This is a genomic window from Planobispora longispora (assembly GCF_016863135.1).
Classification (GTDB): domain Bacteria; phylum Actinomycetota; class Actinomycetes; order Streptosporangiales; family Streptosporangiaceae; genus Planobispora; species Planobispora longispora.
In genome coordinates, this window is record NZ_BOOH01000064.1 from 14,303 (window position 1) to 28,078 (window position 13,776).

Consider the following 13,776-nt stretch of genomic DNA (forward strand, 5'->3'; position numbering starts at 1 on the left):
GTCAGTCCCGCCGTGCCGGGCCGCGCGGACCGCGCGGCGCGTTGGTCGCGATGCCGAGCAACCAGGGCCGCAGCGAATCCCCGTCCGGCTTTATCTTGCGCCGGGACCGCCACGCCAGCCCGAACGTCGCCGCCGTCACGTCCTCGGCCATCGCCCGGTCCCCGGTCAGCCGGAAGGCGTGCGCGTAGACCTGCCGGGCGAACTCGTCGAACAGCAGCGCGAAGGCGGCATGGTCGCCGTCCCGCAGCCGGGCGCGCAGCGAAGGGTCCACACAAGGTACTGTCCGCCGAACCCCCCGGGTTCCGAAGAACTTCCGGGCGTCATCGGATCGGGGGACATCGCCCGGCCGGTGACGGACGCGGATCCGCGGACCCGTCTCCCGGCGTCGCGCCGCGGCCCCGACCGGGAGGACCCGGCCCCCGCCGGAGCACTCGACCCCGGCCGGGAGACCGCGGGATCCCTTGACGCCTCTTCCCACGGATCTCACTATCACGGCATGCCCCCAGCCTTCACCGCGCGATCCGAGCAGTCGTGGCGCGACCCCTTTCCCATGTACGCCGGCCTGCGCGACCACGACCCGGCGCACCACGTCGAGAAGGGCGACTACTGGGTGCTGTCGCGCTTCGCCGACGTGTGGGCGGCGGCCCGCGACACCGAGACGTTCTCCTCGGCCCAGGGCCTGACCTTCATCTACGGCGAGCGGGAGCGTCTCGGCCTGGCCGAGGCGGCGCCGATGGTGATGCTGGACCCGCCCGAGCACACCGAGTTCCGCAGGCTCGTCAGCCGGGGGTTCACCCCGCGGCGGGTCGCCGACGTCGAGCCGGCCGTGCGGCGGTTCGTGACCGGGCGCGTGGACCGCATCGCCCGGACCCTGGCCGGCGGGCAGGCCGAGGTCGACGTGGTCGCCGAGCTGTTCAAGCCGCTGCCCAGCTTCGTGGTGGCCCACTACCTGGGGGTTCCCGAGGCGGACCGGTCCCGGTTCGACGGCTGGACCGATCAGATCGTGGCCGCCGGCTCCCAGGGCGACCCGCTGATCGCCACCGAGGCGGTGGCCGAACTGCTGGACTACTTCACCCGTCTCGCCCGGCGCCGGCGCGCCGAGCCCGGCGACGACACGATCTCCGATCTCGTCGCCGTCTTCGGCGACGACGACCCCCTCGGCCTGCTGCGCGTCCTCGGCTTCGCGTTCACCATGGTGGCCGGCGGCAACGACACCACCACGGGGCTGCTCGGCGGGGCCTGCGAGCTGCTGGCCGCCCACCCCGGGCAGCGGGAGCTGCTGGTGCGCGAGCCGGCGCTCATCCCGGCGGCGGTCGAGGAGCTGCTCCGGCTGACCTGCCCGGTCCAGGGGCTGGCCCGGACCGCCACCCGCGACGTGAGCGTCGCGGGGACGGTGATCCCGGCGGGCCGCAAGGTCCTGCTGCTGTACGCCTCGGCCAACCGCGACCCCCGCGAGTTCGGCCCGGACGCCGAGCGTCTCGACATCACCCGGCGGCCCGGCCGGATCCTCGCCTTCGGCCACGGCGCCCACCACTGCCTCGGCGCGGCCGCCGCCCGGCTGCAGGCCCGCGTCGCGCTGGAGGAGCTGCTGGCCCGCTTCCCCCGCTTCACCGTCGATCCCGTCCGCGGCGCCTTCGCCCCGGGCCACTTCGTCCGCCGCTACCGGTCGCTGCCCTTCGCGCGGGACGCGGCCTGACCGTGTCCCGCGAGAGCCCGCGCCGGGCTCTCGCGCGCTCTTTCCGGCGTCGTTCCCGTGTGAGATTCGACTCTTTCCCGGTTCCCTCAAGTATCCGGGCGGTCTGCCGATGGAGCGGCGTGGACAGATCTCGGATCTGGCGTGTCTACCTCCTCGGCGGCGTGGTCGCCATGGGGGCGTTCATGCTGCTGCCGTACGGCATGCCGCGCGACGCGCTGTACGCCCTGATCGGCCTGTCCAGCGTCGTGGCGGCCCTGACCGCGGCCGTGCGCTCCGGCGGGGTGGCCGGCCGCTGGGCGACCCGCCGGGCGACCCGCCGGGCCTGGGCGCTGATGGGGCTCGGCCAGCTCATGGCGGTCTTCGGCGACCTCATGTGGATCTACTACACGCACATCGTCCAGACGGACCCCTTCCCCTCCCCGGCCGACCTGCTCTACCTGCTGGAATATCCGCTCGTCACGGCCGCCCTGGCCCTGCTCGTCCTGAACCGGCGCTCCCCCTTCGACCCCGAGGCCCTGCTGGACAGCACCATCCTCGTCGTCGGCCTGGCGCTGCCGTACTGGGTGCTCATGATCAGCCCGAGCATCGGCGGCTACGAGTCGGCCTTCGACCAGACGGTCGCGCTGGGGTATCCCGTCGCCGACGTGGTGCTGCTCGCCGGGCTCATGTGGCTGCTGAACACCTCCTCCCTCCGGACACGCTCCTTCCGTCTGCTCACCGCCGCGCTGGTGCTGCTCCTGATCGCAGACGTGATCTTCATCATGACCGAGGGGCAGCCGATCCTCGACCTCCCCCTGGGCGACCTGCCCTTCCTGATGTCCTACCTGCTCTGGGGCGCGGCGGCGCTGCACCCCTCGGCTCCCGACCTGCTCCGTCCCACCCCGGAGGCGTCCCGCTCCTTCACCACCCGGCGGCTGCTCACCCTCACCGCGGTGGTCCTGCTCGCCCCCGGCACCCTGATCGTGCAGCTCGCCTTCGGGCTGACGCTCGACGCCTGGGCCGCGTCCCTCACCTCCGCCGTGCTGTTCATCCTGGTCGTGGCCCGCATGTCCGCCATGCTCCGGCGCATCCAGGAGCAGGCCCGCCGGCTGGACGAGATCGCCCGCACCGACGTGCTCACCGGCCTGCCCAACCGCCGCACCCTGGACGCCCAGCTCGCCCGCGAGTACGACCGCGCCTCCCGCGACGACGCCCCCCTCTGTCTCGCCATGATCGACCTCGACTACTTCAAGCGCTTCAACGACACCTACGGCCACCAGGCCGGCGACCGGCTGCTGGTCGGCGCCGCGACCGCGTGGAGCCTGGTGATCACCTCCGACGACATGCTGGCCCGCTACGGCGGCGAGGAGTTCGTGCTGCTGATGCCCGGCCGCACCGTGGAGGACGCCGAGCACCTGCTGTCGGCGCTGCGCCTGGTCACCCCGGAGAAGCAGACCTTCTCGGCGGGCCTGGCCCGCTGGGACGGCCGGGAGAGCCCGCTGGAGCTGCTGCGGCGCGCCGACGGCGCGCTCTACGCGGCCAAGGAGGCCGGGCGCGACCGCGTCATGCGGGCCGGACCCGCCGCCCGCATGCGCGTCAAGTCCGCCCCGGTGGGCAGGCACCGCGCGCTCGGAGGACGCGTCGACGGAGCGGGCGCGGCACGGACCGGCGCCGACGGGGCGGGCGCGGCACGGACCGGCGCCGACGGAGCGGGCGCGGCGCAGGCCGGTGACGCGCCGGCGGTGGGACCCGGCGGACCGCTCTGAGATCGGGGCCCCTCCGGGATCATCGGCGGGCCCCTCCCAGATCAGGACCGCTCCGAGATCACCGGCGGGCCGCTCCGAAATCACCGGCGGGCCGTGCGCGCACCGGCCGGAAATTGTCGGCGGGCCGTGCGAGGCTGGCGAGTGGCCAGAGAAGCGGCGCACCGATGTCGGCCCGCGCGGGCCGAGACGCGCCGCCCGTCACGCACGGACCCCGAAGGAGCGCGTCATGCTCACCACACAGTACGTCTCCGGAGCCCCCAACTGGATCGACCTCGGCTCTCCCGACGTCGAGGCCTCCGCCTCCTTCTACCGCGGGGTGTTCGGCTGGGACTTCCAGTCGGGCGGTCCCGAGGCGGGAGGCTACGGCTTCTTCCAGAAGAACGGCCAGACCGTCGCCGCCCTCGGCCCGCTCACCGAGGAGGGCTCCGACTCGTCCTGGATCGTCTACTTCCACACCCCCGACGCCGACGCCACCGCCAAGGCCGTCGAGCAGGCCGGCGGCACCGTCCGCGCCGCGCCGTTCGACGTCTTCGAGCACGGCCGGATGGCGCAGTTCACCGACCCGGCCGGCGCCCGGTTCGCGGTCTGGCAGTCCTACTCCATGAAGGGCCTCGACCTCGTCACCGAGCCGGGCTCCCTGGGCTGGGTCGAGCTGTACGTCCCGGCCCCCGACGCCGTCCGCCCGTTCTACACGTCGGTCTTCGGCTGGCGGATCGAGGACAAGCCGTTCGGCGACGGGAACCACTACACCATGGTGTCGCCAGCCGAGGGCAAGGGCGACGACGCGAGCATGGCCGGCATCGTGCCGCTCCAGGGGGGCACGCCCCACTGGCTGCCGTACTTCGAGGTCGCCGACTGCGACGCCGCGGTCTCCAAGGCCCAGGAGCTCGGCGGCGCCGTGACCATGCCCGCCGTGGACGCCGAAGGCGTCGGCCGCTTCGCCGCGCTCACCGACCCGTACGGCGCGCGCTTCGCCGTCATCACCAGCGTCGCCGGCTGATCCCCGCCGCGGCGCACGACCTCGACGCGGTGCGCGACCCCGGTCCGGCGGCCGCCCTCACCGGCGCGTCTCCGGCCCGGGGTCCAGCTCCCGCAGGATCGCCCGGACGGCCTCCTGCCGGGCCCAGGCCGCGTCGCAACCGGGCAGGCCGAGCAGGACGTCGCTCGCGAGACTGTCCATGACGCGGCACATCCGCGTCGCGTGCTCCTCCGGGTCGCCGATCGGGCGGAAGACCCCCGTGCCGATCCCCCGGTCCACGATCCCGGCCAGCTCCCGCGCCCAGGTGCCCGTGAAGCCCGCGATCCTGGCCAGCGTCTGCCCGTCCGCCGGCGGCCGGGCGATGACCTGCGCCCACAGCCGCCACCGCACGTCCGTGGCGCTCGCGGGGAGGTACAGCTCCGCGAAACGGCCGACCGCCTCGTGCGGGTCGGCGACGGAGGCGAGTTCGGCGGTGCGGCGCTCGGCCAGTTCGTCCTCGCTGAGCAGTAACGTCGAGACCAGGATGCGGTCGCGCTTGCCGAAGTAGTACATGACGTGGCCGCTGCTCATGCCCGCCCGCTCGGCGATGTCCCGCACCCGCACGCGCTCCGGGCCGACCTCGTCGATCGCCAGCAGCGCCGCCCGGAGCACGTGGGCCCGCACGTCGGGGCGCTCCAGCTTCGCCACGGCCCTCGGTCGCGCGGCCTCCCCGGGCTCCGGTCGGGCGGAGGGTTCCTGCTCGGCAGTCATAGGTGACACCGTACCGGTTTAGAATGCTGCTCTAAGTTTGAAGGAAGTTCTAAAAAGGGGGCGGCTGTGCGGCTGACACCTACGGAACGCGACCGGCTGCTGCTGTTCACCGCCGCCGAGCTGGCGCGGTCCAGGCGGGCGCGAGGACTGCGGCTGAACGTGCCGGAGGCCACCGCGCTGATCGCCGACGCGGTCTGCGAGGCCGCCCGGGACGGGGCCCGGCTCGCCGAGGCGATCGAGGCCGGGCGGGCCGTGCTCGGCCCCGGCGACGTGCTCCCCGGCGTGGCCGACATCGTGACCGAGGTGATGGTCGAGGCCGTCTTCGACGACGGGACCCGCCTGGCGGTGGTGACCGATCCGATCGGGGGCGGATCCCTCGGCGCGGAGGCCCCCGGCGCCGTGATCGAGCCGGTCCGCGCGGGGGACCCCGCGGTGGGGAACATCCCGGCGGAGGACGGCGCAGCGGGGAACGCCGCCGTCCATGCGGGCGTCACGACCCGCGCGGGTACCGCCGTCCACACCGACGGCCCGGTCCCGGCGGCCGGTGAGACCGCCGGCCCGGACGGCGAGGTGGAGGTGGAGGTGCTCAACACCGCGACCGTGCCGATCAGCGTCACCTCGCATTTCCACTTCTTCGAGGTGAACCCCCGGCTCCGCTTCGACCGGGGCGCCGCCTACGGGCGCAGGCTCGCGATCCCGGCGGGCTCCACGGTCCGGTTCGATCCGGGCGAGAGCCGTGCCGTCCGGCTGACCCCGATCGGCGGGGCCCGGGTCGCGATCGGATTCGCCGGTCTGGTGGACGGGCCGCTGGACGCTCCGGGGGCGTTCGAGCGGGCGATGGAGAAGGCGCGGGCCTGCGGCTACCTGGGGAGTGACGCATGAGCGCGCGACTGACGGACACGGCGGCGTCGCCCATGCGGCCGACGGAGGAGGCACCGTGAGTGTGTACGGCCCGCGCAAGGGCGACCGGGTCAGGCTCGGTGACTCGGGTCTCGTGGTCGAGGTCGAGCACGACTCGCAGAAGCCGGGCGAGGAGTTCCTCGCCGGGTTCGGCAAGACGGCCCGGGACGGCCTGCACCTGAAGGCCGCCTCGATCGGGGAGACCTGCGACCTGGTGATCAGCAACGTGCTGATCCTGGACCCGTTCCTGGGGGTGCGGACCGCGTCGATCGGCGTCCGGGAAGGACGCATCCACGCCGTCGGCCGCGCCGGGAACCCCGACACGCTCGACGGGGTGGACGTGGTGGTCGGCACCGGCACCACGATCGTGTCCGGCGAGGGGCTGATCGCCACGGCGGGCGCCGTCGACACCCATGTGCACCTGCTGAGCCCGCGCATCATGGAGGCCTCGCTCGCCTCGGGCGTCACCACGATCATCGGGCAGGAGTTCGGCCCGGTCTGGGGGGTCGGGGTGAACTCGCCGTGGGCGCTGCGGCACGCGTTCAACGCCTTCGACGCCTGGCCGGTGAACATCGGTTTCCTGGCGCGCGGTTCGTCCTCCCATCCGGCTCCCCTCGTGGAGGCCCTGGTGGAGGGCGGGGCGAGCGGCTTCAAGGTGCACGAGGACATGGGGGCCCACACCCGGGCGCTGGACACCGCGCTGCGGGTGGCCGAGGAGCACGACGTCCAGGTGGCGCTGCACACCGACGGCCTGAACGAGTGCCTGTCGGTGGAGGACACCCTCGCCGTGCTGGAGGGCCGGACGATCCACGCCTTCCACATCGAGGGCTGCGGCGGCGGCCACGTGCCGAACGTGCTGAAGCTGGCCGGGGTGGCCAACGTCATCGGCTCCTCGACCAACCCGACGCTGCCCTTCGGGAGGGACGCCGTCGCCGAGCACCACGGCATGATCGTCGCGGTGCACGGGCTCAAGCCCGAGCTGCCCGGGGACGCGGCGCTGGCCAGGGACCGGATCCGGGAGGGCACGATGGGCGCCGAGGACGTGCTGCACGATCTCGGGGTCATCGGCATCACCTCCTCCGACGCCCAGGGCATGGGCCGGGCGGGCGAGACGGTCCGCAGGACGTTCGCGATGGCCGGGAAGATGAAGGCCGAGCTGGGCGCCCCCGAACGCCACGACAACGAGCGGGTGCTGCGTTACCTGGCCAAGCTGACGATCAACCCGGCGATCGCGCACGGCCTGGCCCACGAGATCGGCTCGCTGGAGCCGGGCAAGCTCGCCGACATCGTGCTGTGGCGGCCCGACCACTTCGGGGCCAAGCCGCAGCTCGTGCTGAAGGCCGGCTTCCCCGCCTACGGCGTGACCGGCGATCCCAACGCCTCCACCGACACCTGCGAGCCGCTGGTGCTGGGCCCGCAGTTCGGCGCGCACGGCGCGACCGCCGCGGACCTGTCGGTGGCCTTCGTCAGCCAGGCCGCCGCGGCCTCGGGGAACGATCACATGACGACCCGCCGGCGGCGCGTCGGCGTGCGCGGGACCCGCGGGATCGGCCCGGGGGACATGGTCCGCAACTCCCGGCTCGGGTCCGTCCAGGTGGACGCGCTCGGCCGGGTCAGCCTCGACGGCGAGGAGATCCGCTCGGCCCCCGCCGACTCGGTCTCCCTCAGCCGCCTGTACTTCCTGTGAGACCCGCCGGAGATCCCGGATCCCCGGCACATCCGAACCCCGGGGGCGGCCGAATCATCGACAGCCGCTCCTTTCCGACCCTCCCGACAGGAGCCAGCACGTGTTCTCCATGCCGCCCGAGTGGCACCCGCACACCCGGACCTGGATGTCCTGGCCGGTCTCCGGCTACGCCCTCACCGACCCCGAGGCGTCCTACCGGGCCTGGTCCGATGTGGCCAACACGATCGTGCGCTACGAGCCGGTGACGATGGTCGTCGACCCCAGCGAGATCGACTCGGCCGCCCGGTGGCTGGACTCGCGGGTCGAGGTGCTGGAGCAGCCGCTCGACGACTGCTGGATGCGCGACAACGGCCCGACCTTCCTGCTGGACGGCCGGGGCGGCCTGGCGGGCGTCGACTGGACCTTCAACGGGTGGGGCTGGAACGTCCACGCCAAGGACGACCTGGTGGCCGCGGCGGTCCTGGAGCGGGCCGGCGCGCGCCGCTTCCGCTCGGAGCTGGTCAACGAGGGCGGCGGCATCCACGTGGACGGCGAGGGCACGGTGATCGTCACCGAGACCGTGCAGCTCGGCGAGAAGCGCAATCCCGGCTGGACGAAGGAGCGCGTGGAGGACGAGCTCCGCGCCCGGCTCGGGGTGGAGAAGGTCATCTGGCTGCCGCGCGGCCTGACCGCCGACTACGGCCGGTACGGCACCAGCGGCCACGTGGACCTGCTGGCCTCCTTCGCCCGGCCCGGGGTGGTGCTCTGCCACGTCCAGCCCGACCCGTCCCATCCCGACCACGAGGTCACCCGCGAGAACCTGGCGATCCTGCGCTCCTCGACCGACGCCAAGGGCCGCCCGCTGGAGGTCGTCGAACTGCTCGCGCCGGAGACCACGGAGGCCGATGGGGAGCTGGTCGACTACTCCTACATCAACCACTACCTGGCCAACGGCCTGGCGCTGCTCTGCTCGTTCGACGACCCGCGCGACGCCGAGGCCGCCGAGATCTTCGCGAAGCTCTTCCCCGGGCGGGCGATCGAGTCGGTGGACGCCCGCGACATCTTCGCGCTGGGCGGTGGCATCCACTGCATCACCCAGCAGCAGCCTCGCCCCTGAAAGGTGAGCTCACACATGACAGATTTGTTTAGTTATGTCTAGTGTTTGGCCGGAATCGGCCACTCGACAGAAAGATCTTGTCAATCTCAGCACATACTACGAATACTTTCGATTTGTTCTTTCTTCGGAAAAGGAGCGGAAATGAAGAAAGTCATCGTTCACAAGCCCGGCACCGTCGCGCTCAACGGGGCCGCCAGCCCCAAGCACGTGGGCTGAGCAGGGCTGACAGCACCGGCGTCCAACGGCGGGCGCCGGTCCACGCCGAAACGCGACGCGAAAAGACGAAACACGAGGAGATCCGGTGAGCCGGGGATCACCCATCATGGAAGAACCCCACCGCCCTCCCCTGCTCCTGCCACCGATCGACGCCGACCGGCGCCTGCGGGGGCCGTACACCGCCGGGGGCGCCGTCGCCGCGGCGCTGGTCCCGGAGGCCCGGCCCGAGCTCGTCGCCCGTTACGACATCGAGCTGTGCACCGTGGCCCCCGACCTGCGCGAGCTGGTCCCGGCGCGGCGCCGGTCGATGGCCGCCCGGCTGCCCCGGGCCGAGCGCATCCTGGTCCACGCGCCTCGGCGGACGCTGCGCATCGCCAACGGCCTGGCCGAGTTCGTCCGCGAGCACCTGTCCGCGACCGGCCCGCGCACGCTCGTCGTCACGAACGTCCACGAGGCCGACCCCACCGACCGGGAACTCCTGCGGGTGCTGCGCCGCCGGATCGGCCCGGAGCTGCTCACCGTGGTGACCACCGGGCAGGAGCCGTCCGGGGAGGGAGCCGGCGGGAAGCCGGGAGAGGAGCTCAGCCCCGAGGAGCACGACAAGCGCGCCGACGAACTGGAGGCGCGGGGCTCCATCGGCGCCCGGCTCGGCGCGATCCCCTACCATCGCGAGCACGGGACCGACCCGCGCAAGGCGGTCGAGGCCCTCAGATTCGCGGTCGAGTGGTGCCTGGACGCCGGATGCCACCACGCGGTGGCGGAGCTGGGTCTGCGCGCGCTCCCGCTGGTCGACCCGGAGACCGACCCGGACCTCTGGTGGCGGTTCCTGCACAGCACCGCGACCGCGCTCGGCTCGCTGCACCGGGAGGACGAGGCGGAGGCCCTGTTCGACCGTGCCCGGCGGGAGAGCCTCTCCCCCGTCACCCACGCGGCGGCGGCCTACTCCACCGGCATGCTGAAGGTCCGCCACCACGACCCGGCCCGCCGCGACCTGGACGCGGCACTGGCCTGGGTGAACGAGGCGATCGCCATCTCCACGCTCCTGCCCGACCCGGGCGAGCGCGCCTTCAAGCTGGGCTTCGACCTCAACGGCCGGGCCCTGATCGAGGTACGGCGCGGCCGCCCCGCCAAGGCGCTGGAGTTCGTCCAGCGGGCGGTGGAGCTGGCCGACGGCGGACTCCGGCCGGACGAGCACCCGATCCACCGGATGGTGCTCCTGGCCAACCGGGCGCAGCTCTCCGTCATGCTGGGCGATCCCGAGGGCGCGCTGGCGGACCTGAACCGGGTGATCGACGCCGACCCGGGCTATCCCGACTACTACATCGACCGCGGCAACCTCCTGTACCGCCTCGGCCGGCCGGCCGAGGCGGTCGCCGACTACGAGACGGCGGTCGAGGTGGGCCCGCCCTTCCCCGAGCCGTACTACAACCGGGCCGAGGTCCGCTTCTCCGCCGGAGACTACGCCGGCGCGCTCGCCGACCTGGACCACGCCCTGGAGCTGGACCCGGATTTCGTGGACGCGCTGGCCAACCGGGCCGGTCTGCTGGTGGCGCTCGGCGAGTACGGCAGAGCGCGGGCGGACGCGGAGGCGGGGCTCGCACTGGAGGAGGGGAACCCGTACCTGCTGTGCGCCCTGGGGCAGGTGGAGATGGCGGAGGGGCGCCACGCGCAGGCGCGGGCCGCCTTCGACCGGGCTCTGGAACGCGCCCCCTCGCTCATCGCGGCCTGGGCCGCCCGGGGCGCGCTGGCGTTCGAGACCGGCGACCCGGCGGGGGCGGCCGAGGACTTCACCCGCGCCCTCGAACCGGGCGCGGATCCGGCGCTGCTGTTCAACCGGGCGCTGGCGCTGCGCGCGGCGGGGCGACCGGAGGAGGCCGCGGCCGACCTCGCCAGGGCGCTGGAGCTGGACCCCGCGGACGAGGACGCTCAGCGGGAGTTCGCCGCCCTGCGCGCCGAGATGGACGGGAGGCGATGATTCCGGTGCGGAGCCGCGGACCGTCCCCTCGATAGGCACCGCCCGCCCGGTCCTCGCCCGCCCGCCCGGTCCTCACCCGCCCGGCCTGCCCTCCTCCGCCCGTCCGGCCCTCGTCCGGCTGTGACGGGCTCCGCCTTCCCGTTTCCCGTCCGGCTCACGCCGACCGCGCCGGCCGGGGATCATCGGTCCCGGTCGCGTGCAGGAGGGACCGGAGCTGGGGGCGGCCGGAGATTCCCAGCTTGGTGTAGGCGCGGGCGAGGTTGTTGTTGACGGTGGTGACGGCGAGGCCCAGCCGGGAGGCGATCTCGGCGCTGGTGTGGCGGGCGGCCAGCAGGAGCACCTCGCGCTCGCGGGGGCTGAGCACGGTGATGAGGCGGGTCGTCTGGAGCAGCGGGGTGCGGGCCCCGGGGACGGCGGCGCGGAGCGCCTCCGCGCGCGCCTCGGCGATCTCGGCCCGTGCGGTGCGCGCGCGGGCCCGGTGGCGCTGTCCCGCGACGGTGTACGCCTCGGCGGCGTGCAGGTCGTAGCCGAGCGCCCGGAACTCTCCGGCCGCCCTCTCCAGGTCCGCGGCCCCGTCCGACGCGGCGAGCGCCCGGGCGGCGCGCCCGGCGAGCCCGGCCAGGTCGTGGTCGACGCCGTCCAGCCGGGCCAGGTCCGGCCGGCCGCCCAGACGTGCGACGTCATAGAGGGCCAGCGCCTCGACGGCGGGGAACCCGGCCGTGCGGGCCAGCTCGGCGGCGCGTTCCGCCGCGGTGATCGCCCCGGCCACGTCGCCCCCGGCATAGACCGTCCAGGCCCGCCAGGTCTCGATCCACGGCGCGAAGGCCCGGTTGGAGGCGTGCGCCCGGCTGTCGGCGTCGGCCATGAACAGGTCCGCGTCCGGGTCGCCGCGCAGCGCGCCGACGGCGGCGCGGGCGGCCTGGCAGCAGCGGGCCAGCCGGACGGTGTCGTTGACCGCGTACCCGGCGTACGCCTCGGCGAGCAACCGGTGCGCGTCGTGGACGTGGCCGCGGGCCGCGGCCACGAGCCCGCCGAACAGCGACCAGCCGGCCAGCATCATGGCGGCGCCGACCTCGGTCGCCGCCCGGTACTCGGCCGTGGCGAGAGCCTGCGCCGCCGCCGGGCGCCCGCCGGCCAGCAGACCCAGGACCGCGGCGACGTTCACTTCGTACGCGCCCCACGGCATCGTGTCGGCGAGCGCGGCGGCGGCCGCGAGACCGCGCTCGTGGGCGGGGCCGGCCTCCTCGACGCGTCCGAGGAACCCGGCGGCGGCCGCGGCCGTCGAGGCGGCCCACATGACGGCCCCGGGCTCGGCCGCCGGGTCCTCCAGGACGCCGCGGGCGACGCGGGCGCCCTCGGCGCAGCGGCCGTCGAAGCACATCAGCCACGACCTCGACGCCCGCGCCGTGGGATGGTCGCCCCGGCCGTCCAGCACGGACAGCGCCGCCTCGATGTCGCCGGTGCCCCAGTAGAGGGTCTTCGCCCGGGTCACGGCCCAGGAGATCTCGTCGCCGGCCTCGGCCGTCGGCGCGACGGGCAGGACCTCGACGGCGTCCTCGGTGCGTCCCTGGAGAGTGAGGATCTCGGCCAGCAGCCGGTCGGCCCGCTGTCCCGGCGCGGCCGCGCACCAGGCGCGGGCCAGGCGCTCGGCGAGCTGGAGATCCGCGTACGCGACCGCCAGCCACACCCCGGCCGGGAGCAGGTCGGGCCGGGTGACGACGCCGCCCTCGACCTGCCAGACGACGGCCTGCAACGTGTCGTGACGCCGGCGCAGCGGGGTGGACAGGAGCGCCTCCGCCAACGCCCGGTAGGCGCGCCTGGCCCGGGTGACCGTCAGCCGGGACCTCAGCACCTCGCCGTAGAGCGGATGGTCGAAGCGCGCCTGGTGACGCTCGCCCGACCGCTCCACCACGATGACGCCGCTGTCCTCCGCCCGCGTCACGACGGCGAGCCCGGCCACGTGCTCCAGGAGCGCGAGCGGCAGCGGCTCGCCGCAGGCCACCAGCTCGGCGACCCACCGGCTCTCCGGGTCGAGCCTGGCCAACCGCGAGGTGATCAGCTCCGTGAGGCCGCCCAGCTGCCCGCCGTACAGCAGCTCGCGCAGGGCCAGCGGGTTGCCGTTCGCCAGCCGGCGCAGGCGTCGCCGGGCGGGGGCGTCCAGGCCGCCGCCGCGGGTGTGGTCGATCAGTCTGTCGATGATCTCCTGCGGCAGCGGGGGCACCTCGATCCGGACCCCGCGGCCGTCGGCGACCAGCCGGGCCGGCGCGTCGGCGACCGGCGCGTCCGACCGGGCGGTCATGACGAGGAAGGCGAGCCGGTCCGCGGCCAGGTGCGCGACCAGCGTGGCGGAGGCGTCGTCGAGCAGGTGGGCGTCGTCGACGACGATCACCGTCCGGCTCCGGCCGTCCCGGCGGCGCAGGCTCCGCGCGGTCGCCCGGATCACCTCCACGGAGCCGCCGGGCCCGGCGCCGTCGGGCAGGAGCGGGGCGGCCGCGCCGAACGGGATGGCGGCGGCGGCCCGGGTCGCGGTGATCCACAGAGGGCTCGCACCGCCCAGGCCGTCCACGGCCTCCCGGACCAGGCGGGTCTTCCCTATCCCGGCCGGTCCGCTGACCAGCACGACGTCCACGCCGGACCCGGTGAAGGCGGAGCGGATCTCCGACAACTCCGCCTGGCGTCCCTCGAAGGGCCACATCCGAAGCCTCCTCACACACCACCACGCGGAATTCGCC

Annotated in this window: 10 protein-coding genes; 7 read left to right on the plus strand and 3 right to left on the minus strand. The window is 74.2% G+C overall.

The features are described from left to right. Position 1: 1 nt before the first annotated feature. Positions 2-271, minus strand: a complete 270-nt coding sequence (locus Plo01_RS35690; protein WP_203895194.1) for an RNA polymerase sigma factor — start codon at positions 269-271, stop codon at positions 2-4. Between the two features lie 225 nt (positions 272-496). Between Plo01_RS35690 and Plo01_RS35695 the strand changes: the two genes are divergently transcribed. From Plo01_RS35695 to Plo01_RS35705, 3 genes are all read left to right on the plus strand, one after another. Then, on the plus strand, positions 497-1,696 hold the full coding sequence (locus Plo01_RS35695) for a cytochrome P450 (RefSeq protein WP_203895195.1): 1,200 nt from the start codon (positions 497-499) through the stop codon (positions 1,694-1,696). A gap of 119 nt (positions 1,697-1,815) precedes the next feature. Next, a complete protein-coding gene (locus tag Plo01_RS35700) occupies positions 1,816-3,441 on the plus strand; it encodes a GGDEF domain-containing protein (protein WP_203895196.1) in 1,626 nt (541 codons plus the stop codon). A gap of 226 nt (positions 3,442-3,667) precedes the next feature. Further along, positions 3,668-4,441 (plus strand): VOC family protein, encoded by a 774-nt coding sequence (locus tag Plo01_RS35705; protein ID WP_203895197.1) that lies wholly within the window; start codon positions 3,668-3,670, stop codon positions 4,439-4,441. A gap of 57 nt (positions 4,442-4,498) precedes the next feature. On the opposite strand, the gene Plo01_RS35710 is transcribed toward Plo01_RS35705, so the two are convergent. Further along, on the minus strand, positions 4,499-5,170 hold the full coding sequence (locus Plo01_RS35710; protein WP_203895198.1) for a TetR/AcrR family transcriptional regulator: 672 nt from the start codon (positions 5,168-5,170) through the stop codon (positions 4,499-4,501). Between the two features lie 66 nt (positions 5,171-5,236). On the opposite strand from Plo01_RS35710, the gene ureA reads away from it, so the two are divergent. The 4 genes from ureA to Plo01_RS35730 all read left to right on the plus strand — a co-directional run bounded on the left by ureA (position 5,237) and on the right by Plo01_RS35730 (position 11,044). After that, positions 5,237-6,052 carry an urease subunit gamma gene (ureA, locus tag Plo01_RS35715; protein WP_203895199.1) on the plus strand — a complete coding sequence of 272 codons (816 nt, stop codon included), beginning with the start codon at positions 5,237-5,239 and terminating at the stop codon, positions 6,050-6,052. 55 nt (positions 6,053-6,107) lie between these two features. Then, the gene (locus Plo01_RS35720) at positions 6,108-7,757 is read left to right on the plus strand and encodes an urease subunit alpha (RefSeq protein WP_203895200.1); all 1,650 of its coding nucleotides are present in this window, start codon (positions 6,108-6,110) and stop codon (positions 7,755-7,757) included. A gap of 109 nt (positions 7,758-7,866) precedes the next feature. Beyond that, positions 7,867-8,853 carry an agmatine deiminase family protein gene (locus tag Plo01_RS35725; protein WP_239317721.1) on the plus strand — a complete coding sequence of 329 codons (987 nt, stop codon included), beginning with the start codon at positions 7,867-7,869 and terminating at the stop codon, positions 8,851-8,853. Between the two features lie 322 nt (positions 8,854-9,175). After that, positions 9,176-11,044, plus strand: coding sequence for a tetratricopeptide repeat protein (locus Plo01_RS35730; protein ID WP_203895202.1), 1,869 nt, complete (start codon positions 9,176-9,178; stop codon positions 11,042-11,044). A 154-nt stretch (positions 11,045-11,198) separates the two neighbouring features. On the opposite strand, the gene Plo01_RS35735 is transcribed toward Plo01_RS35730, so the two are convergent. After that, complete coding sequence (locus Plo01_RS35735; RefSeq protein WP_203895203.1) at positions 11,199-13,739, minus strand: helix-turn-helix transcriptional regulator; 2,541 nt, start codon at positions 13,737-13,739, stop codon at positions 11,199-11,201. Positions 13,740-13,776: the final 37 nt, after the last annotated feature.

What these genes read in the sequence shown, in the direction of transcription:
- Plo01_RS35695 (WP_203895195.1), top strand. Translation starts at nt 497, where the DNA reads ATGCCCCCAGCCTTCACCGCGCGATCCGAGCAGTCGTGGCGCGACCCC.
- Plo01_RS35705 (WP_203895197.1), top strand. Translation starts at nt 3,668, where the DNA reads ATGCTCACCACACAGTACGTCTCCGGAGCCCCCAACTGGATCGACCTC.
- Plo01_RS35710 (WP_203895198.1), bottom strand. Translation starts at nt 5,170, where the DNA reads ATGACTGCCGAGCAGGAACCCTCCGCCCGACCGGAGCCCGGGGAGGCC.
- Plo01_RS35725 (WP_239317721.1), top strand. Translation starts at nt 7,867, where the DNA reads ATGCCGCCCGAGTGGCACCCGCACACCCGGACCTGGATGTCCTGGCCG.
- Plo01_RS35730 (WP_203895202.1), top strand. Translation starts at nt 9,176, where the DNA reads ATGGAAGAACCCCACCGCCCTCCCCTGCTCCTGCCACCGATCGACGCC.
- Plo01_RS35735 (WP_203895203.1), bottom strand. Translation starts at nt 13,739, where the DNA reads ATGTGGCCCTTCGAGGGACGCCAGGCGGAGTTGTCGGAGATCCGCTCC.